The sequence below is a fragment of the Clostridium sp. CTA-19 genome (genome assembly GCF_054767855.1).
The window spans coordinates 55112-75272 of the sequence record NZ_BAAABH010000010.1; the positions used below are offsets into that span (position 1 = coordinate 55112).

19 protein-coding genes are annotated in these 20161 nt (G+C 27.8%); 5 read left to right on the plus strand and 14 right to left on the minus strand.

Annotated features, from left to right (window positions below; all coding sequences use genetic code 11):
• Positions 1 to 144 precede the first annotated feature (144 nt).
• The 7 genes from phoU to ACYUE0_RS07445 form a co-directional block, all read right to left on the minus strand.
• Positions 145 to 819: a phosphate signaling complex protein PhoU gene (gene phoU / locus ACYUE0_RS07415; protein WP_460270050.1), complete on the minus strand. Its 675-nt coding sequence runs from the start codon at positions 817 to 819 to the stop codon at positions 145 to 147.
• Between the two features lie 18 nt (positions 820 to 837).
• Positions 838 to 1593, minus strand: a complete 756-nt coding sequence (gene pstB / locus ACYUE0_RS07420; protein ID WP_460270051.1) for a phosphate ABC transporter ATP-binding protein PstB — start codon at positions 1591 to 1593, stop codon at positions 838 to 840.
• A 14-nt stretch (positions 1594 to 1607) separates the two neighbouring features.
• Positions 1608 to 2432, minus strand: a complete 825-nt coding sequence (gene pstA / locus ACYUE0_RS07425) for a phosphate ABC transporter permease PstA (RefSeq protein WP_460270052.1) — start codon at positions 2430 to 2432, stop codon at positions 1608 to 1610.
• A gap of 1 nt (position 2433) precedes the next feature.
• Entirely contained in the window at positions 2434 to 3327 is an 894-nt protein-coding gene (gene pstC, locus ACYUE0_RS07430) for a phosphate ABC transporter permease subunit PstC (RefSeq protein WP_460270053.1), read from the minus strand.
• 209 nt (positions 3328 to 3536) lie between these two features.
• Positions 3537 to 4370 carry a phosphate ABC transporter substrate-binding protein gene (locus ACYUE0_RS07435; protein ID WP_460270054.1) on the minus strand — a complete coding sequence of 278 codons (834 nt, stop codon included), beginning with the start codon at positions 4368 to 4370 and terminating at the stop codon, positions 3537 to 3539.
• A 270-nt stretch (positions 4371 to 4640) separates the two neighbouring features.
• Positions 4641 to 6299: a hypothetical protein gene (locus tag ACYUE0_RS07440; RefSeq protein ID WP_460270055.1), complete on the minus strand. Its 1659-nt coding sequence runs from the start codon at positions 6297 to 6299 to the stop codon at positions 4641 to 4643.
• Between the two features lie 15 nt (positions 6300 to 6314).
• Complete coding sequence (locus ACYUE0_RS07445) at positions 6315 to 7232, minus strand: ABC transporter permease (RefSeq protein ID WP_460270056.1); 918 nt, start codon at positions 7230 to 7232, stop codon at positions 6315 to 6317.
• A 282-nt stretch (positions 7233 to 7514) separates the two neighbouring features.
• Here ACYUE0_RS07445 and ACYUE0_RS07450 point away from each other — a divergent pair, with 282 nt between their 5' ends.
• Complete coding sequence (locus tag ACYUE0_RS07450) at positions 7515 to 8870, plus strand: MATE family efflux transporter (RefSeq protein WP_460270057.1); 1356 nt, start codon at positions 7515 to 7517, stop codon at positions 8868 to 8870.
• 210 nt (positions 8871 to 9080) lie between these two features.
• Here the strand turns inward: ACYUE0_RS07450 and ACYUE0_RS07455 are convergent, their stop codons facing one another.
• Positions 9081 to 9602 (minus strand): spore maturation protein, encoded by a 522-nt coding sequence (locus tag ACYUE0_RS07455; RefSeq protein ID WP_061994024.1) that lies wholly within the window; start codon positions 9600 to 9602, stop codon positions 9081 to 9083.
• 17 nt (positions 9603 to 9619) lie between these two features.
• Positions 9620 to 10195: a nucleoside recognition domain-containing protein gene (locus ACYUE0_RS07460; RefSeq protein WP_061994023.1), complete on the minus strand. Its 576-nt coding sequence runs from the start codon at positions 10193 to 10195 to the stop codon at positions 9620 to 9622.
• A 300-nt stretch (positions 10196 to 10495) separates the two neighbouring features.
• Here ACYUE0_RS07460 and ACYUE0_RS07465 point away from each other — a divergent pair, with 300 nt between their 5' ends.
• The gene (locus ACYUE0_RS07465; protein WP_061994022.1) at positions 10496 to 10681 is read left to right on the plus strand and encodes a hypothetical protein; all 186 of its coding nucleotides are present in this window, start codon (positions 10496 to 10498) and stop codon (positions 10679 to 10681) included.
• Between the two features lie 95 nt (positions 10682 to 10776).
• Here ACYUE0_RS07465 and ACYUE0_RS07470 read toward each other — a convergent pair whose 3' ends face one another.
• The 5 genes from ACYUE0_RS07470 to ACYUE0_RS07490 form a co-directional block, all read right to left on the minus strand.
• On the minus strand, positions 10777 to 11136 hold the full coding sequence (locus ACYUE0_RS07470; RefSeq protein ID WP_460270058.1) for a DUF2085 domain-containing protein: 360 nt from the start codon (positions 11134 to 11136) through the stop codon (positions 10777 to 10779).
• A 9-nt stretch (positions 11137 to 11145) separates the two neighbouring features.
• Positions 11146 to 11427, minus strand: coding sequence for a zinc ribbon domain-containing protein (locus tag ACYUE0_RS07475; RefSeq protein ID WP_460270059.1), 282 nt, complete (start codon positions 11425 to 11427; stop codon positions 11146 to 11148).
• A 152-nt stretch (positions 11428 to 11579) separates the two neighbouring features.
• The gene (gene truA / locus ACYUE0_RS07480) at positions 11580 to 12317 is read right to left on the minus strand and encodes a tRNA pseudouridine(38-40) synthase TruA (RefSeq protein ID WP_460270061.1); all 738 of its coding nucleotides are present in this window, start codon (positions 12315 to 12317) and stop codon (positions 11580 to 11582) included.
• Positions 12318 to 12540: 223 nt separating this feature from the next.
• Entirely contained in the window at positions 12541 to 13665 is a 1125-nt protein-coding gene (locus ACYUE0_RS07485) for a deaminase domain-containing protein (protein ID WP_460270091.1), read from the minus strand.
• 498 nt (positions 13666 to 14163) lie between these two features.
• The gene (locus ACYUE0_RS07490; RefSeq protein WP_460270063.1) at positions 14164 to 15018 is read right to left on the minus strand and encodes an AraC family transcriptional regulator; all 855 of its coding nucleotides are present in this window, start codon (positions 15016 to 15018) and stop codon (positions 14164 to 14166) included.
• 264 nt (positions 15019 to 15282) lie between these two features.
• On the opposite strand from ACYUE0_RS07490, the gene ACYUE0_RS07495 reads away from it, so the two are divergent.
• The 3 genes from ACYUE0_RS07495 to ACYUE0_RS07505 all read left to right on the plus strand — a co-directional run bounded on the left by ACYUE0_RS07495 (position 15283) and on the right by ACYUE0_RS07505 (position 20118).
• The gene (locus tag ACYUE0_RS07495; RefSeq protein ID WP_460270064.1) at positions 15283 to 17082 is read left to right on the plus strand and encodes a sigma 54-interacting transcriptional regulator; all 1800 of its coding nucleotides are present in this window, start codon (positions 15283 to 15285) and stop codon (positions 17080 to 17082) included.
• Positions 17083 to 17214: 132 nt separating this feature from the next.
• Positions 17215 to 18276 (plus strand): M20 family metallopeptidase, encoded by a 1062-nt coding sequence (locus tag ACYUE0_RS07500; protein ID WP_061994018.1) that lies wholly within the window; start codon positions 17215 to 17217, stop codon positions 18274 to 18276.
• A gap of 408 nt (positions 18277 to 18684) precedes the next feature.
• Positions 18685 to 20118 (plus strand): YfcC family protein, encoded by a 1434-nt coding sequence (locus ACYUE0_RS07505; RefSeq protein ID WP_460270065.1) that lies wholly within the window; start codon positions 18685 to 18687, stop codon positions 20116 to 20118.
• Positions 20119 to 20161 lie beyond the last annotated feature (43 nt).

Below are 20161 nucleotides of genomic sequence, written 5' to 3' on the forward strand. Positions count from 1 at the left end.
ATTCTGTAAAGTTATCTTTTTTACACTTTTATTTAAATAAAATTAAATTTCTATATAGTAAAAAACTGCTACTCATAGACTTTTCTCTATATTGTAACAGTTTTTATAATATGACTTTTATATTCATAATGTAACTTTATTTTTTTACAATCTATATCTTTTTCCTTTTATATAGTACATAACCTCTTCAACTATGTTTGTTACATGATCTCCTGCTCTTTCTAAATGTTTGTTTACCATTATAGCTTGCAAGTACTGATCAATTTCTTGTTCATTTTCTGTTTTCTTAATTCCTTGAACAAATTTCTTTAAATTTGATTTATAAATATTATCAATTTCATCATCTAAAGTTGCTGCAATTTTAGCATCTTCTAAGCTTTCATTTTCATAAGCGTCCATTGTCTTATTTATCATATTTGTCAAAATTGAAATTGCCTTTATAAACTCGTTATTTAAACTTTGTATTCCCTCACAATTAGACGTATTAAAAGCTAGTATATAATTTGATATGTTTTTAGTATAATCTGCTATTCTTTCAATTTCAGTAGATATTTTAATGATTGTTATTATAGTTCTTAAATCTATTGCTACTGGTGATTGTTTTGCTATTAATATTACTGCCTCATTATTTATTTCATCATTTAATTCATTAATAACAGAATCCTTTTTTATTATCTTTAAAGCTAACTCCTTATCATTTTCTTTAAGTGCTTTAACGGTGCTTTTATACATTTCTATTGTAATGTTCCCCATACTAGTTAACTTCTCATTTAGTTTTAAAATCTCATTTTCAAAGTTTTTTCTTATATTAGCATTCATTTAATCCCCTCCTCATTTTTAACCAAATCTTCCAGTTATATAATCTTCCGTTCTTATATCTTTAGGGTTTGAGAATATACTTCCTGTATTATCGAATTCTACTAATTTACCATTTAAGAAAAATGCTGTTTTATCTGATATACGGGCTGCTTGTTGCATATTATGAGTAACTATTACTATAGTATAATTATCTTTCAATGATAATATTAGTTCTTCAACTTTCAATGTTGAAATAGGATCTAATGCTGATGTTGGTTCATCCATAAGAATTATTTTAGGCTTCATAGCTATTGTTCTTGCTATGCAAAGCCTTTGTTGCTGACCACCTGACATTCCCATAGCTGATGCTTTAAGTCTATCTTTAACCTCATCCCAAAGTGCTGCTGCTTTTAAGCTTTCTTCAACTATTTTATCTAAGGTAGCTTTATCTCTTACCCCATGTATTCTTGGTCCATAAGCAACATTATCATATATACTCATTGGAAATGGATTCGGCTTTTGAAACACCATTCCAACTTTAGTTCTTAATGCAATTACATCATCATCTTTGTATATATCTTTACCATCAACTTTTATTTTACCTATAACATCAACATTGTCTATCAAATCATTCATTCTATTTAAAGTTCTTAAAAATGTTGATTTTCCACATCCTGACGGTCCTATTAATGCTGTAACTTCATTTTCTGATATATCTATATTAATTTTAAAAAGTGCTTGTTTTTCACCATAAAATAAATCTAAATCTCTAACAGAAATTTTTTTGTTATCCATAAACTCACCTCTTTTTAATAATTTCCTTTAGTAAATCTTTTAACTATGAATTGAGATAATAAATTTAATACCAAAACCATAACTATTAAAACAATTCCTATAGCTGCTGCTAACCCTATATCTCCTTGCTCTTTTGTAACTAAGTACGCATGAACAGTAAGTGTTCTAGCACTAGACATTATATTTTCTGGTATAGCTACTGCAGTTCCTGCTGTAAGTAATATAGCCGCTGATTCTCCTATAATTCTTCCGATTGATAATATTACTCCTGAAAGTATTCCTGGCATAGCTGCTGGTAAAACAACTTTATATAAAGTTTGAAACTTTGTAGCGCCTAATGCTAAAGATCCTTCTTTATAAAATGATGGCACAGTTTTTAGTGATTCCTCTGTTGTTCTTATTATTACTGGTAATATTATTATTGCTAATGTTAAGCTTGCCGCTAATATGGAGTAACCCATTTTTAATATGGTTACAAAGAATATGGAACCAAATAATCCATATATTATAGATGGTATACCCGCTAACACTTCTGTTGAAAATCTTATAAATTTAACAATTACACCTTGTTTTGCATATTCTTGAAGATATATAGCTGATAATATTCCTATTGGCACTCCCACTAAAAGAGATAATCCAACGGTATATAGTGTTGTTATTATCATAGGAAGTAACCCACCCTGGCCATCTGATGAATAATTGCTAAATAATAATTTAAAGTTTATTACACCTATTCCCTTCGTAAATATAAATATTAATATTACTCCTAATATTATTACTGTTAAAATAGCCGATAGCCATAATAAGCTATTTAGAAAAAATCCTTTTATTTTTCTCATTCTACTTACCTACCTTTGAAGAAAGTTTTAAAATAGTTAAGTTAATAATCATTATAAATATAAACAGCACTATACCTGTTGCGAATAACATCTCTTGATGAGTACCAAATGCATATCCCATTTCTAGTGCAATGTTAGTAGTAAGAGGTCTAACGCTATCTGCAAGTCCTCTTGGTATTATTACGCTATTACCTGCAACTAAAATCACTGCCATAGTTTCTCCAATTGCTCTTCCAATTCCTAATGCCACCGCTGCAAGAATTCCTGATTTAGCTGCTGGAAGTACAACTTTAAATATAGTTTCTATTTTAGATGCCCCAAGGGCTAGTGATGCTTCTTTATAACTTTTAGGTACTGCTTTTATAGATGTTTCTGCTACTGTAACTATTGTAGGTAGCATCATTATAGCAAGAACTATTATAACTGCTAGCAACGTTTGTCCTTTCGGTAAATTAAATAAATTTTGTATTGTAGGTACTATTACAGCTAATCCAAATACACCATAAAGAACTGATGGTATCCCTGCTAATAACTGAACTGCATTTGATATTACTACACCTACTTTTTTAGGTGCAATTTCAGATATAAATAGTGCTGTAAAAACTCCTACTGGAGCTCCAATTATTACAGCGCCTAAGGTTCCATAAATTGATGCTAATATCATTGGAAAAATTCCAAATTTATCACCACTAGGCACCCATTTTTTGCCAAAGATAAACTCTGTAAAAGAATATCCCTTTGATACAAATGGTTGAAACCCTTTATAAAATATGAATCCTATAATTAAGATTAAACTTATTACTGATATTAGTGCACATATTAAAAATATTTTTTGAGATAACTTTTCTATAAAATATTTTCGTTTATTACTTTCTTTATTTATATTAAAATCCATTCACCTTCACACCTCTTTATACTGTTATAATTTAATTTATTATGCCCAACAGTTATTAACTCTATTATATAAAAGCAATGTTAAAGCAATGTTTAGACTGTGTTAATTCGATATTTAGTCCATGTTAAAAATAATTAACATTTCTATATTCAAAATAAAAAATCTATGCAATTTTTAAACTGCATAGATCTTCATTTTATTATACCTTATTATGGATTTATTCTTATTGCACCACTAGATTTAACTATATTTTGACCATCTTCACTTAATATAAAATCTAAAAACTTTTTATCTTCCTGTGTAAAGTTTTCTTCTTTATAAATTACTATAAAGGGTCTTGATAATTTATAAGTGTTTTTTAATACATTTTCCTCTGTAGGCTCTACTCCATCTATATTTTGAGGTTTTATAGTGTCATCTATATATTCAAAGGATATATAACCTATGGCATTTTCATTACTTTTTACAATGTTTTTAATGCTTCCATTACCATCTGTTATTATTGCATTTTCTATTTGTTCTTCTGGTTTAAAATCTACAATTTCTTGAAAAGATGTTCTTGTCCCTGAACCATCCTCTCTGGATACAACAACTATTGGTTTATCCTCTCCACCAAGTTCTTTCCAATTTGTTATTTTTCCTGTATATATCTCTTTTAGTTGTTCTAAGGTTAAATTTTCAATACTATTTTTATTATTTGTTATAATTACAATACCATCATAAGCTATTATTTTTTCTTCTAATCCTGAGCTTTTTTCTTTTTCTTTAATATTTCTCGATGACATACCTATATGGGAAACTCCATTTATAGTATCTTGTATTCCTGCTGATGAGCCAATTGCTTGTATCTCAATATCCAAGCCTTTATTACTTTTTTTATAAAACTCTGCTTCCTTTTCCATTAAAGGTGAAACTGATGTTGATCCAGATATTTTTATAGTATTACTACTAGCTTTTTCTTTTTTGCACCCTGTAACTGCAAATACTATACTTATAGCCAATGATGCTACAATTATACCTTTAAACAACCTGTTTTTTTTCATCATATACACTCCTAAACTATCCATATTAATTATGTAGTATTCCTACTAAAAATTTTTTTATTCTAATTCACTTTTGTTTTCAATTCATATTGTTTTTTTTATTCAATATATTTTCTTTACAAAACATATATTATATTATCAATGTTAAAGCAGTATTAAGACTATGTTTAAACTATGTTCAGATTATGTAAAGAAAAATTAACATAAATATACTAAAATAAAAAACAGCTTTAAGATAAAGACATATCCCTATCTTAAAGCTGTTTTATTTTACATTATAATTGGTACATATAGCATAAGTGTAAGCATAGAATCTATGCATATTAGCGGCGATATAGCAATAGCCAAAACATAATAATCTAAATCAAACTTATATTTTCTATATCCATATATAATTAAAGGTATAGACATAATAAGACATATAATCGTTCCAATCTTGGCTGTAAAGTAAGGCGGCATCATATCTTTATATGCTATGAAAAAAAATCCATTTATTAAAACTGTTTTTAATAAAATCATTAGCATATAGCAAATAATAAATAATGCTTTTCTAACTCTATCACTTAATTTAAATTCTATAACTGATATTATGGATACTATTGATATTATTATTAAAATCCACGAAGCTCCCATTGGTATCATATAAAATGCCCCTGTTAAAATATTTTGTATAGTTATATAAATACAGGTTTTTAAATCTCCATCTCTATAACCTTTAGTAGCTTCTATAAATTTTTCATGGGTTGAAATCAGCTCTAATCGAGCATTACCTTTTTTTACACAATCTACATATGCAATATAATTTCCATCCCTAGTTGGTAATATTGAATCTCTAGAGGTATTAGTATTAATATTTATTAATTTAGGATTTATTTTGTTCATATATTCAAGTTGCCCTTCAACATATTCCATAGATACTTCAACTATTTGTCTTTGAGTTCTATGCTTTGAGTTACTTACATCTGCACTAAGAATTAGCTCATCGCTTTCTCCTGGCACTGTACTAAAGTCATCACTTGAATCAAGGTATTCTTCTTGTTTGTTTTTTAATATTCCTGTATTTGGAGGCGCAACTATACCAAATTCACCTCTAAACACCTGTTTTATTTCTTGTTCTTCCTTAGATTTTGTAGAATCTATTTCAAAACTATGGGTTTCGTAACTTGGCTCACCTTCATGGGAATATTTAACTACTAAAATACCCGTATTATCTTCAACTACTAATCTAGAATCAAATATTTTTATTTTAGAAGTTTCAGCATCACCAAATGCAAACTTCACATCTGATGGTATTCCATTTTCCACAGTAATATACTTAAACTCTAAAGAATCCTCTAAATATGTTATTATATACTTTCCATCAAAGGAATTTCCTGCTACAGATTTTATATTTTTACCAATATTAACCTTAGCCACCTTATTAATTTTCAAATCAGTAATTTCAACATATCCATCATAAAATATAGCATAAGCTTCATCTGATAACTTTACGAACTCTTGAATATTTTCTTTTAAATTTTCACCTATTATATTTAAATTTTCATCTATCTGTATTTCTTTTATAAATCTATCAGTATCCTTATATATTGAATAGTGTAAATATATTTTTTCATCTTGTTTGTACAAGTTAATCTCTCTAGGAATTTCATTTAATTGTTCAATAGTTTTCTCTTTTAATTCTTTACCTGAACTATCAACAACTTTAATTTTTAAGTCATTGCCACTTTGGTATGCTACTATTGCATTATTATTAAAATCTAACACTGCTGGTTTTTGCTCTATATCTCCTTGTTCTACCAAAATAGCCTTACTCCATTTGTCTGTATGATTAGGAACAATAACCTCACTATTTAATTTATTATGAAATATAAACATACCTATAATAAATATAACCACAAAACCTATTGTTATATATTTCTCTTTTTTCACCCTTCTCACCTCCAACTAATCTATAACAACTTCCTCTGGATCAAATGCATCTCTTAACGCATCACCTATTATATTTAAGCTTAAAGCTAATATAACTAAAATAGCTGATGGTATCATAATTGAGTATGGATAAAATAATAACATTCCTGAATTAATTCTTATTAATCCACCTAATGTTATAAAATAAACAGATGCTCCTAATCCTAAATAACTCAAAGTTGATTCCAAAAGTATTGTTGAAGGTATTTCTAAACTAATCATTATTATGCAGGTACTTAAAACATTTCTAAAAAAATGGTTGCATAAAACTCTAGAAGTACTTGCACCTAATGCTTTAGCAGCTAAAATATATTCTTGTTCTCTAACTTTTAGCAACTGCCCTCTAACTATAAGGGCTATATTGCCCACTCCCCATAAAACCATAGCCATTACCAACGATATTAAGGGACTACCTGTTATACATATTAAAACTACTAGTATTATTATTACGTGTAAACTTGTAAGTATTTCTATTATTCTAACTATAATTTCGTCTATTAATCCACCATAAAAACTACATATTCCTCCAAAAACTACACCTATAGAAATGTTTAAAAAGGTTACTAAAACAGCTATAATTAATGTATGCTTAGTAGCTAACCACACCCCTGCATACAAATCTCTACCATCTGCACATGTGCCAAACCAATATGTAGAATTTGGTGGACAGTATACATCTTTAAATGTTTCTATATATTGAAATTTTCCAAAAATAGGGCAAACTATCATTGCTACTAATAGCAAAATAAATAAACCAACTGCAAATATAAAAAGTTTATTTTTTAAAAGTTTTTTTCTAACAGATGCCCAAAAGCTTAACTCTCCTCTATGATATGCCTCCTGATCTTCTGTACAACCTATAATTTCAAATTTTTCTTTCTTTAACTCTAACATATTCCCCCTCCATATTAAATCAACCTAATATTTTAAATAATATCTACCCTTATATAAAAGTATATATTATTTATTTATTCACTTGTTACAAATTTATGAAAGATTTTGTATAATTTGTAAATTTAACATTTTATACTTAGTTTTTTAGTAATTTTTTAAAATTTTATTAAATATTTTAAAATTTTAAAATTAATTATGTTTTTTTATTATTTTGTAAATTTATATCCATTTATTTGATATAATTAGTTAAATTGCTTTTAAAACAGTTAGGGGGGTGTTTTTTTGAAAAAAGAGGAAGCTAAAGAAGTTTTGCAAATTGCTGTTCCAGCTGTTGGAGAAATGATATTGTATATGATGACAGGTGTACTAGATACTTTAATGATTGGAAGATATGGAGGACAACTTTCTGTAAGTGCTGTAGGTATATCCTGGGAGATACTTAATGTTTTTGCTAATATATTTGTAATCATGGGAATTTGCGTTGCTATAACCTCTATGGTCTCCAGATTATACGGAGCAAAACAAATGGATACTGCAGAAGAATATGCTAGTATATGTTCTTTTATAGGAATTATTATAATCTTCTTTTGTATAACAATAATTTTTACATTTGCAGATAAAATCTTAAAACTAGCAGGTTGTACTCCTGAAGTCTTATTAATTTCTAAAAGGTTTATTAGAATTGTTTGTATAGGAATGTTTTTTAATATGACAACAAGTTTGCTATCTTCAATACAACGTTCGTATGGCAACACTAAAATTCCACTAATAGGCTCTTTAATTTTAATAATTGTAAATTTAACCTTAGACTATTCCTTAATATTTGGTAAATTTGGATTTCCTGAGTTAGGTATTGATGGTGCTGCTATTGCAACGGTTATAGCTCAAATATGTAGCTTTTTATTTGCATTATATTATATTTTAACTAAATCTAAAATTAAAATTAAATTACATTACATTAAAGACATAACTTTTAATAAACTTAAGCATATTTTTAAATTATCTATACCAGCTTCATTGCAAGAAGGCGCTTTTAGTATTAGCCGACTTCTTACTACTTTTATGATAATGAGACTAGGAACACTTTCGTTTTCTGCTAATACCATAACTGAAAGCTTAGAGTCCCTTTCTTATATGCCTGGGTGGGGTTTTGCTGTTGCTTGTACGTCTATGGTAGGAAATAAATTTGGTGAAGAAGATTATAAAGGCGCTAAGAGATGTGCAAATAACTGTGCAGTTCTTGGCCTTATAGTTATGTTATGTGTTGCATCATTATTTATATTAATACCTGAGTTATTAATAAAGCTTTTTATAGGCTCTACAGAAATCGATGTTATTAAACTTGGTACAAAATGCCTAATGATTGCATCACTACAACAACCTACTATGGCATTTTCTATGATTTACGGCGGAGCTTTAAAAGGTATAGGAAATACAACTACACCTTTTAAAATATCTTTATTTACCGGTTGGTGTATAAGACTTCCTTTAACATTTTATTTTATATTTATAAAGAAATTATCAGTAACTTATTTTTGGTCTATATGTGTTATTCAATGGTTTGTAGATGCAATTTTAATATATATTGCATACAGAAAAAACTTTAGTACCTTCTGCAAAAAAGAAGGGGTAAGTTAAAATTTAATTTTTCATAAAAGGGCATTTATAGGAAAACAAGCTCCAATTTAAATTTATTCAATAACTTTAAAATATTTTCATACAAAATGTAGTGTTGAATTCTAAGTGATTCGGAGCATGTCTCACTATTTTAGGTATCCAAGTTTTGGAATGGATAATTTTAAAAGTCAACTTGGAACCCTATAGTATATGCCCTTTTTTATTTAAATTTTATATTAATATTCTAGCTACATTTACTGCAATAAGTACTGCACACATATCCACAAGTAATGCAACCCATAGTGTATGTCTTATTTTCTTTATTTGTACTGCTCCAAAATATACTGCTAATGTATAAAATATAGTTTCTGTAGACCCCATTATTATGGATGCACATATACCTATAAAATTATCTGATCCATGTTGATTTATAATATCAGTAAAAATCCCTATAGCTCCACTTCCTGATAGTGGTTTCATAAGAACTAGTGGTACTACTTCCGCCGGTACTCCAATTTTATCTACACCTGGTTTTACAATTGAAATTAAAAAATCCATTGCGCCAGATGCTCTAAATACATTTATAGCAATAAGCATAGCTAATAAATAAGGAAAAATTCTAAGACATATGTTCAGTCCTTCCTTTGCCCCTTCTATAAAACATTCATAAACTTTAACACCTTTAATCATTCCATAAGTTACTATCAATATTATTATTATAGGAATTATTGCTTTAATAATATAATCAAACATAAAATTTCTCCTTTAAACTAAAAATATTTTTGTAATAGCTTGCAAAGTATAACCCCTATTACAGATGCAGAAAATGTTGTGATTATTGCAGGTATTATTATTGCCCCAGGATTTGATGAGCCTGCTGCTGCTCTTATAGATATTACAGTTGTAGGAACTAACTGTATACAGGCAGCATTTAAAATTAAAAATAAAATCATATCATTGCTTGCTGTACCCTTTTCCTTATTTAACTTGTCCATTTCTTCCATAGCCTTTATTCCAAAAGGAGTTGCTGCATTGCCAAGTCCAAACATGTTAGCTGTTATATTCATAACTATTGCACCCATAGCTTTTTCGTCCTTTGACGCTTCTTTAAATATTCTTTTTAATATAGGTGTAAGTATTTTAGCAAGTTTATTTGTAAGTCCACTTTTCTCTGCAATTTTCATTATTCCACACCAAAGACACATCATTCCTACAAGTCCTACCACTAGGTCCACTGTGGAGCTGGTAGTTGAAATAATTGCTTTTGATATTATTTCTCCATCACCACTTGCCAATCCAAAAATAATTCCTATAGCTAAAATTACAAACCATATTACATTTATCAATATAAAATTCCCCTTTCTTTTTTTATTTTGCATAATAATATACTAACTTAATTATTTTTAAAGATTATAATTCATGTTTTTCGCCAATAATAAAAAAATCATAGTAAATATATATGTCTAATTTTTATTTAAATTCATTATTTTCTCTTTCTATACAAAAATTTTTAGGTTCTTTTACCTTGAAATTATATTTTTAAGATGCTAACATTTTATTATAAGAGTAAATACTATTTTAGATTATTGAATAAACTTAAATGGGAACTTGTTTCCCTATATGACTTTTTTTAAAGGAGATTTTTTATGAACGAAAACAAATTACAATTAGCTCAACAGGATATTGACGAAGCTTTAAATACTATTGAAAAATTAGAAAAAAGTATTAAAACAAGTAATGTTTCTCAGGATTTTGTTAAAAAGAACTTTTTAGAATTAAATAAAAAACTTCAAGATATCGAAGTGTTATTAAAAGAAGAAGGTATTTTATAATTTATTAATGTATTAAATTATTTATGAATACTATAAGGATATTTTAATATATAAAAAAAGAGACTAAATTAATTTAGCCTCTTTTTTATATATTTTCAAATTTTATTCAAATAGTTTCGAAACATATTGCCACTTCTCAGCCCTAAAATTATAGCTATATGTATAAATTGTATAGTTGCAATGCCAGCTAATATTCCAGTTAAAAATCTTCTTATATTATTACTATTCCAATAACCATATAATTGTCCTATACCATCTATTGATATAGGTATCATAAATATAAATACTAAGAAAAAATTTATTTTCTTAGTTACTATGCTATATATCATTCCTATAAAATATCCTACTAATATCCCTGTACATCTTGCACATATAGGGAATTGTTTGTTTTTCAAAAAAAATGATCTCTCAGGCATCCTGTGACAAAAGAACATATATTTTAATATTTTTTCCATAAAATCACTTTAAATAGTAAAACTTAAGATAAAGCAAACTAAATAAATTGTAACCCATACTATAATACCAGCTAACATCCAATTACAAACTAGTTTAGATGATTTAGGCTTATCATCTTTCCACAAAAAATATAAAATTAATCCAACTATAGGAAAACAGCATGATACAATACCAGCTAAATGTGATGGATTATCTACCTTCCGCGGTCTACTAGGTGCTACTCTAACACCGCAATGAATACATATTTCAGCATTATTATCAATTTGTTTTCCGCAATTTTTGCAAAACATATTTATCCCCCTTATAAGCCATACATTTTTTTAAAAGTATGCTTTTAAATTAATATTTTGTAAAATTAAGTCAACAAAATTATACTTTTTTTTGAATCTTTAGTCAAATATTTTATATTTTTGTATTTTTATGAAAAATTGTTTTTTATAACCTAATATTCCACATTTCTTAAAAATAATCCTTTTGATTGTGCAATTGGACCTGCATCTTGTCTTTTTTTCATAGTTAATATTTTTTCAACATCAGTATATTTTAAATTTCCTTTTCCAACTGCTAGAAGTGTTCCTACAATTATTCTTACCATATGCCATAAGAATCCATCACCATTTATTTCTATTTCTACATAATCATTATCTTTTTTTATATTTATATAGTTAATAGTCTTAACTGTAGACTTCTTTTTTGATTTTAAAGTTGTAAAACTTTGAAAATCATGAGTACCTATTAAAGATTCACTAGCTTTTTTCATTGCGTCTAAATCTAAATTTTCATCTATATGATAAATATATTTTCTATCAAAAACATTTCTAAATTTACCATTATTTATTTTATAAACATAAGTCTTAGATTTTGCATTGTATCTAGAATGAAATCTTTCACCGACTTCTTTTATATCTTTAACGACTATATCTTCTGGTAAAAATTCATAAAGATAATCAATCATCATTTCTTCACTTAATATACAGTCAGTATAAAAATTAGCTGTATAATTTTCTGCATGAACGCCTGCATCAGTTCTTCCACAACCAACAACCTGAACATTATGTCCACATAATTTAGTTAATACATTTTCTATTTTCCCTTGAATTGTATTCTCATTATCTTGAAGTCTTTGCCATCCTTTATATCTGCTACCATCGTACTCTATTGTAATTTTAAAATTTTTCATAATCGTTTCTCCTAACTTTCATATCTTTCTTTTAAGCTAAAAGTAGTATAACACATTTAGTTGTACACATATACACTTTAAACTTACATCTTAATATGAAATCTTTACGCTCAACAAGAAATACATTTTTCCTATATACCTTATATTTTTAAAGCTGGTCCATAAGTTAAAATTAAAATTTGTATATTTTTTTAATCTTTCATTTACATAACCATTAAGGATTCTATGACTCTTTACTATATTTTTTAATATATTTTACCTGCACATCTATATAGGGATGCTTTTTCATAAACTGATTAATTACAGAGTAACAGCTTGGACAAGGTTCCCACTTACTATATAAAGTAAGATTACCTTCATCTTTCAAAACTTTTTCTTCTATTTGTTTATGTATTTCCTCAAGTATCTTTTTTTCACTATCATTAACTCTGTCATATCCTATTCCTATTTTACCTAATTTATTAACTTTACTGCTTTTAAAAATTGCTTTTTCCAGTGGTGGTGCACTGCAATAATTCCTTATCTCGTTACTTCCACTGATTGCTCTAAACTCTTTACCATCATATGTTGCTAATGCTATATTTATAGAATCCTGTAGAGTTTTACTTTGATTTATTTTAAATGCTGTCTTTTCTTTCTCATCAGCTTTCATATATTTATTTATATTTTTTATTAACCGTTTCATTCTTGGTATGTTATTACTTAAATATTCATGATACTCTATAGTGCCTTTTTTTGCTTTGATATACTCATAATTTATTCTTTCAGGTATTTCTATAGATATTGTTTTAATTTTAGTTTTAGCATTGTATTTTTCTTTTACACCTTCTTTTCTAATAAGTATCATTTTTTTCAGTAGTTCAATATCCTTTGCATAAATATATTGTTTATCTAATTCCTTTTCTAATTTTTCTAATTTAATTTTCTCTTTTTCACTTATTAATCCAGATATCTTATTTGATACTTTTTCTATGATATTTATCATATTTCCAATATTATCTTGAATACTAGGTTCTTTTTCGTATTCAATTCTATCTATGCTTATCTTTTTTATTGTACTTATCTTTTTACATAATTTATTATGTTGATTTTCAAATAATACCATTTTGTTTATGTAGTCAATTAAATCTTTAATATCATTTGCTCTATAAGTAACCTCATCTTCACTAATATATGTATACAAACTCTCTATTAAACTATTATCAACTTCAAAAGTTTTTGCAATTTCTACTTTAAATTTTTCTTCGTCAAATTCATTTATCTTATATCCTTCTTTTTTTAAGGCATCCTTAAAGTCATTCAAATTATTAATGTCTATTCGTTGTTTTTTTATTCTCTTTGATATCATGTTTTTTTGTATTGAATTCACCCCATTATTTTTGTTATATGTAAAGTATTTTAATTACTTAATTTAAAAATAAAGAAAAAAGTGCTCTATCCAATAAGATTAGCACTTTCTCTAATACTAATAGTTTATGGTATATGTAAATCTAATCCAATAGCTCTAATGTTCTAAAGTTTAGCTTTGTTCTAAATCACTAAACCCCTGTTACTTATATCATATCAAATTTTTGTAAAAGATAAATATTTTTTAATTATATAGGGTTCCAAATTAACTTTCAAAACTATCCATTTCAAAACTTGGATACCTAAAATAGTGAGACATGCTCCGAATTATTTAAAATTCAACACAACATCTTATACGAAATCATTTTAAAGTTATTGAATAAATTTAAATTGGAGCTTGTTTCCCTATATTAATATGTAATAGAAAAATCCACGCTAAACTAACCTCGTGGATTTTTTAATTTATGATTTAATTTTTAATATTATTATCAATTAACTTTTATGAGTTTTTTCTAATTGGTATCCAGACTTCAAACTTTGAGTTAGCAGGATCTTCATTAAAATATAATTCAATGTCTGGTCCATCTGCATATTCATAACCTGATGTTGGTAACCACTCTGTAATTATTCTTTTTTCAATTTCTTGAATTGCAGTGGGCATAGTCCCCTCTCCTGGGAAAACCGCCCAGGTATATGATGGTATTATATATTCATACATTCCTTTTGATACCTCTTTATCTGTTTCAACGGCTATATAATACTCCCATTCATCTAAACTATCCATACATATACTAACACCTAATACGCCTTTGCAATCTGAACCCATAAGTGCTACTATATCACTAAGCTTTCCATTTTCAGCTACTTCTTTCCATAATATCGGAACAATTTTAAAATTTTCCTCCATATTCTTTTTTAATGAAGCTTTTACCCCTACTATTCTAATCTCTTCTTTTTTTACTATACTATATTTCATCTCTTCTACTCCTTTTATTGTTATTTTAAAACTAATAGGTGGATATGCCTTTAGGAATGTTCCCTCTTTTTGCGCAACTGAAGGAGATACATGATGCACCTTTTGAAAAGCTCTATTAAAGGCAGTTGGAGATTCATATCCATAACGTAATGCTACATCAATTACCTTATTACCGTTTTGCAAATCAAAAGCGGCCTTTGTAAGTCTTCTGTTTCTTATATATTCAGATAATGGCACTCCAGCTATATATGAAAACATTCTTTGAAAATGATATACCGTACAACAAGCAATTTTTGCTGCCTTTTCATACTCAATTTCTTTATTTAAATTCGCTTCAATATATTTTAATGCCTCATTTAATTTTTCTAACCAGTCCATTAGCTCATCCCCCTATAACAATAGTATAGTAACTACTAAATTTTAAAACCTCTCCTTTGATGCACAAATATGAGAGGTATATATCTCTCTGCTAATCAAACTAAAGTAATTATCTTAAACATATATTTCTCTAAAAATATTTTAAATCCCTTTATGCAATTCATAAAATTATAACAATATATAACATTTAAAATAAAGAAACGTTTTTAAAATTTCGTGATAATATAATATTATATATTATCAAACAATTTAGAGGTGAGAGTATTGAAAAATATAATTTTAATCACTGGTACAGAAAGTACAAGAATGTTTTTACATAGTCAATTAGAAGAGTATTTTAATGAGTTTGCCACCATTAAAAGCTATGCTATATATGAAAGGGCTATTAATGAACCCATTCATGGAGATCTCATTGTTTTTTCTAGCAAACCTATATATGATGCTATAAATATAACCTTAAATAACATTCCATGGATTATAGCTAATAAAACTTTAAACTATTGTAATATAGATAAACTTCTTTTTTTAAATAAAGAAAGTAAAGTGCTTATTGTAAATGATGCACAAGATTCAAGTTATAACTTAATAAACCATTTAAAAAATTTAGGAATAGATCACATTCAATTTATACCTTATTATCCAGGTATAGATAAATATGAACCTTGTAATATTGCTGTAACTCCTGGTGAAGTTGATAAAGTTCCTAGTGAAGTTAACACTATAATAGATTTAAAGTGTAGTCTTATTGACATGAGTAGCCTTATTGAAATAATGCGTGGCATTGGATATTACGATGAGAGAGTAAAGGATATTTCATCTCGTTATATTAGAAAAATAATAGAAATAGGTAAAAAATTAGCAGTAAGAAACAATGAAGTAATAACCTTACATAGAGATTTAGAGAGAGTAGTATTACATTTAAATAGTTTTCAAGTGGAAACTCAAAAAAAGTTTTCTTATAAAATAAAAAATTCTACTTTATTAAATACAGTAGGAACTGATATTAAAGAAGAATTTGTAAAAAAGAGATACTATGCAAAATATACCTTTGAACATATTATAGGAAATAGTGAAAAAATAACCCATGTTAAAAACATATCAAAAAAACTTGCAAGAACAAATCTTTCCATATTAATTGAAGGAGAAAGTGGCACTGGCAAAGAACTATTTGCTCAAGCTATACATAACTATTCTTTTAAAAATGATGGCCCCTTTATTGCAATAAATTTTAGTGCATTACCTAAAAACCTAATTGAAAGTGAACTATTTGGATATGAACCTGGTGCTTTTACAGGTGCTAAAAAAGAAGGGAAAATTGGTCTGTTTGAGCAGGCAAAGGGCGGAACTATATTTCTAGATGAAATAGGAGATGCCCCTTTAGACGTGCAAACAAGATTATTAAGAGTACTTCAAGAAAAGGAGATAATGAAAGTTGGTGGAGATAGAATAATACCTATTGATGTACGAATAATTGCAGCCACTAACAAAAACCTTATTAAACTAATTGATGAAGGTAATTTCAGAGAAGATTTATATTACAGATTAAAAATGGGCTATATAATTTTACCTCCTTTAAAAGATAGAAAAGAAGATATATCTGAAATAATAGACGAATTTTTTATACGCAAAGGTAGCAAATTAGATGTTTCGAGTAAAGTTATAGAAATTTTGAATAATAGGCAGTGGAAAGGAAATGTAAGGGAACTTATAAATACCTTAGAATATTCCTATGAGATTTGTGATAGTTGTTGCATAAAAGAAGATCATTTACCTTTAGACTTTATTAAATATCACAAGCCTACTAATAAAATTTCTAACAGTGAAATAGATAATGACCTTAAAACCATATTAACGGAAATATATTATAATCAAAATAAAAATGTAATAGTCGGAAGAAGATTTTTATCAGAATTATTAAAGGGAAAAGGTTTTAATTTTAGTGAGCAATCTGTCAGAAGTAAACTAGACAAACTGCAAAACCTAGGACTTGTGACAAAAAGCAAAGGGAAAAGTGGTACAAAAATTTCAAGTAAAGGTGTTGAATGGTTAAAACAAAATGGTTAACCTATACAATACAAACCAATAAAACAACCAAAATAGCTGTAAATTTAAAATTTACAGCTATTTTTTATTTGGCACGATTTTTGCTTGTATAAAGCATGTTAGATTTTATCTAAAATTAAGGAGGATTATATTATGAATTGTATTGAACTTACAAAAGAGCTTATAAAAATCGATAGTTCTACCCTAGAAGGTGCAAATAAAGCTATAGATTTTTGCAAGAATCTACTTTTAGAAAATGAACTAATACCAGAGGTACTTGAAAATGAATGTCAAAAAATGTTGGTTTGCACTATAGGAAAAGGTGATAAAAAAATAATATTAAATGGTCATTTAGACATAGTTCCTTTTAAAGAAGGCCAGTTAAAGCCTTACGAAAAAGATGGCAAGCTTTATGGTAGAGGTAGTGCAGATATGAAGTCTGGATTAGCTTCTATGTTATGCGCATTTATAGAGTTAAAAAATGAAAATTTACCTTGTAAAGTGGAGCTTCACTTAGTAACTGATGAAGAAACTGGCGGAGATAAATGCTCAAAATATTTAGCTGAAAAAGGATTTAGAGGGGATTTTGTAATTTGTGGTGAACCTACTCAAATCGGAATCGGAGTTCAAGCAAAAGGTGTACTTGAAATAAATATAGATTTCTTTGGCAAATCAGCTCACGGTAGCAGACCATGGCAAGGAGATAACGCCATAATTAAAGCATATAAGAGCTTTGAAAGGATTTTAAACCTTCCATTCAGTAAAGAAAAATCAGAACTTTATGATTTTCCATCAATTAATTTAGCAAAAATATCTGGTGGAGATGTATATAACAAGGTTCCAGACTACTGCAAAATGTACCTTGATATAAGATTTTTGCCTGAACAAAATGCAGAAGAAATATTAAAACAAATTAAGAGTGTGGTTGAAACAGAAATACATGTTCATGAAATTAACCCACCAGTCACTACGAAAGTAGATAATGTATATGTTAAAGCACTTACTAAATCTATAGAAAAAATTACTGATACTCCTGTTAATATATTTGGACAGCACGGCTCTGCAGATACAGTTTACTATTCTAAATATAATATACCAGCTGTTGAGTTTGGTCCTTCAGGTGCAAATTGGCATGGCGATGATGAATATGTGATTATAGATTCTGTTTGTAAATATAAAGATATAATTAAAGATTTCATATTAAATATTGGTTAACGCCAAATGGTTGAGGTATCCAATATGAACCAATAAACCAAACCAAAAAAACTTATAATTTCAACTTAAGAATTTCAAACATACTTTTTAAAGGAAAATTTGATATTTTTTATTACATTTATAGTGAATTTATGCAATATTTTTCTCTTAATTATAAATTTATAGCTATAATTTTATATAATTTACATTTGTAACTGATGAATTTATAGCTATAAGTTATATTGGCATGGTTTTTGCTTTAATAACTGTTATAACTTAACTACAATTTTAATTTAAAGCAAATCAATTTTTATATTTTTACATATTGGAGGTGAAAAACACAAGCCACAGTAAAACTTACAATACAAACCATACCTTATATTATTAAACATTGGACTTATAATTTTTAAAAAACAGGGGGATAAATATATGAATATGAAAAAGAAATTCAAAATGCCAACGGCATATACTATTCTGGCTTTTATAATTTTATTAGTAGCATTCCTTACATGGGTAGTGCCGGCAGGACAATATAATTATACAGGCTCTACCGAAACAAGTTTGCAGCCTATTCCTGGCACATATCATACAGTTACTTCAAATCCGCAGGGTTTTAAAGATATCATTTTAGCTCCTATAACTGGATTTTCTGATGCAATAGACGTTATAATCTTCGTTATTGTAATAGGTGGTTTTTTAGGTACAGTTATGAAAACTGGAGCGATAGATGCAGGTATAGGCAGGCTTGTTAAGAAACTAGAAGGAAAAGAAAAATGGCTTATACCCCTAATAATGTTCTTCTTTACACTTGGAGGAATAACCTTCGGTATGGATGAAGAAACACTGGCATTCTTCCCAATACTGATTCCAGTATTTATTGCCGCCGGGTATGATGCAATTACAGCTGTTGCTGTTATAAAGTTAGGTTCAGGAATGGCAACTATAGCATCTTTAACTAATCCATTTGCTGTTAGTATAGCTTGCAAATTTGCTGGCATTTCCATGGGGGAAGGAATTGGACTTAGAATAGCTCTTCTTATTATCCTTGTGGGATTAGGTATGTTCTGGACTATGAAATATGCTGAAATGGTAAAAAAAGATCCAACTAAGTCCTTGATTTATCATTTATATGATGAGCATAAAGAACATTTCCTTGGTGATGAAAACGAAAGAGAAATTCCTGAATTAACAGGTACTAGAAAACTTATACTTGCTATATTTGGATTAACATTTTTAATAATGGTAATTGGAATTATTCCATTTAGTGATTTAGGCATTACATTGATTCCAACATTAGGCTGGTGGTTTGGTGAGCTTTCAGGATTATTCCTTGTATCTAGTATACTTATTTCTGTAATAGCCAAAAACGGAGAATCAAAATTTGTACATATCTTTATAGACGGTGCACGTGATCTATTAGGGGTTGCTTTGATAATAGGCTTAGCAAGGGGTATTACTGTTGTAATGAATGCAGGACATATTTCTGATACAGTTTTACATTTAGGTGAAGTTTGTCTTCAAGGAAAAGGTTCTGTAGGATTTACTATATTCACTTACTTATTTTATTTACCAATGTCATTTTTAATTCCATCAACTTCTGGTCTTGCAACTGTTACTATGCCAATTATGGCACCTTTAGCAGACTTTTCTGGTGTAGCAAGACATATAGTAATAACTGCTTATCAATCTGCAAATGGAATACTAAGTTTATTTGCACCAACATGCCCAGTTATTATGGCTGCATTAGCTATAGCCAAGGTACCTTATGAAAAATGGCTAAAGTTTGTATGGAAACTTGTAGTACTAACATTTATTATTACCCTTGGACTTTTAGTGTTAGCTATGTTTGTATATAAACAATAGTAATGTACATTTAACTTTTTATTTCTTTAGTAAATTTTGTTGT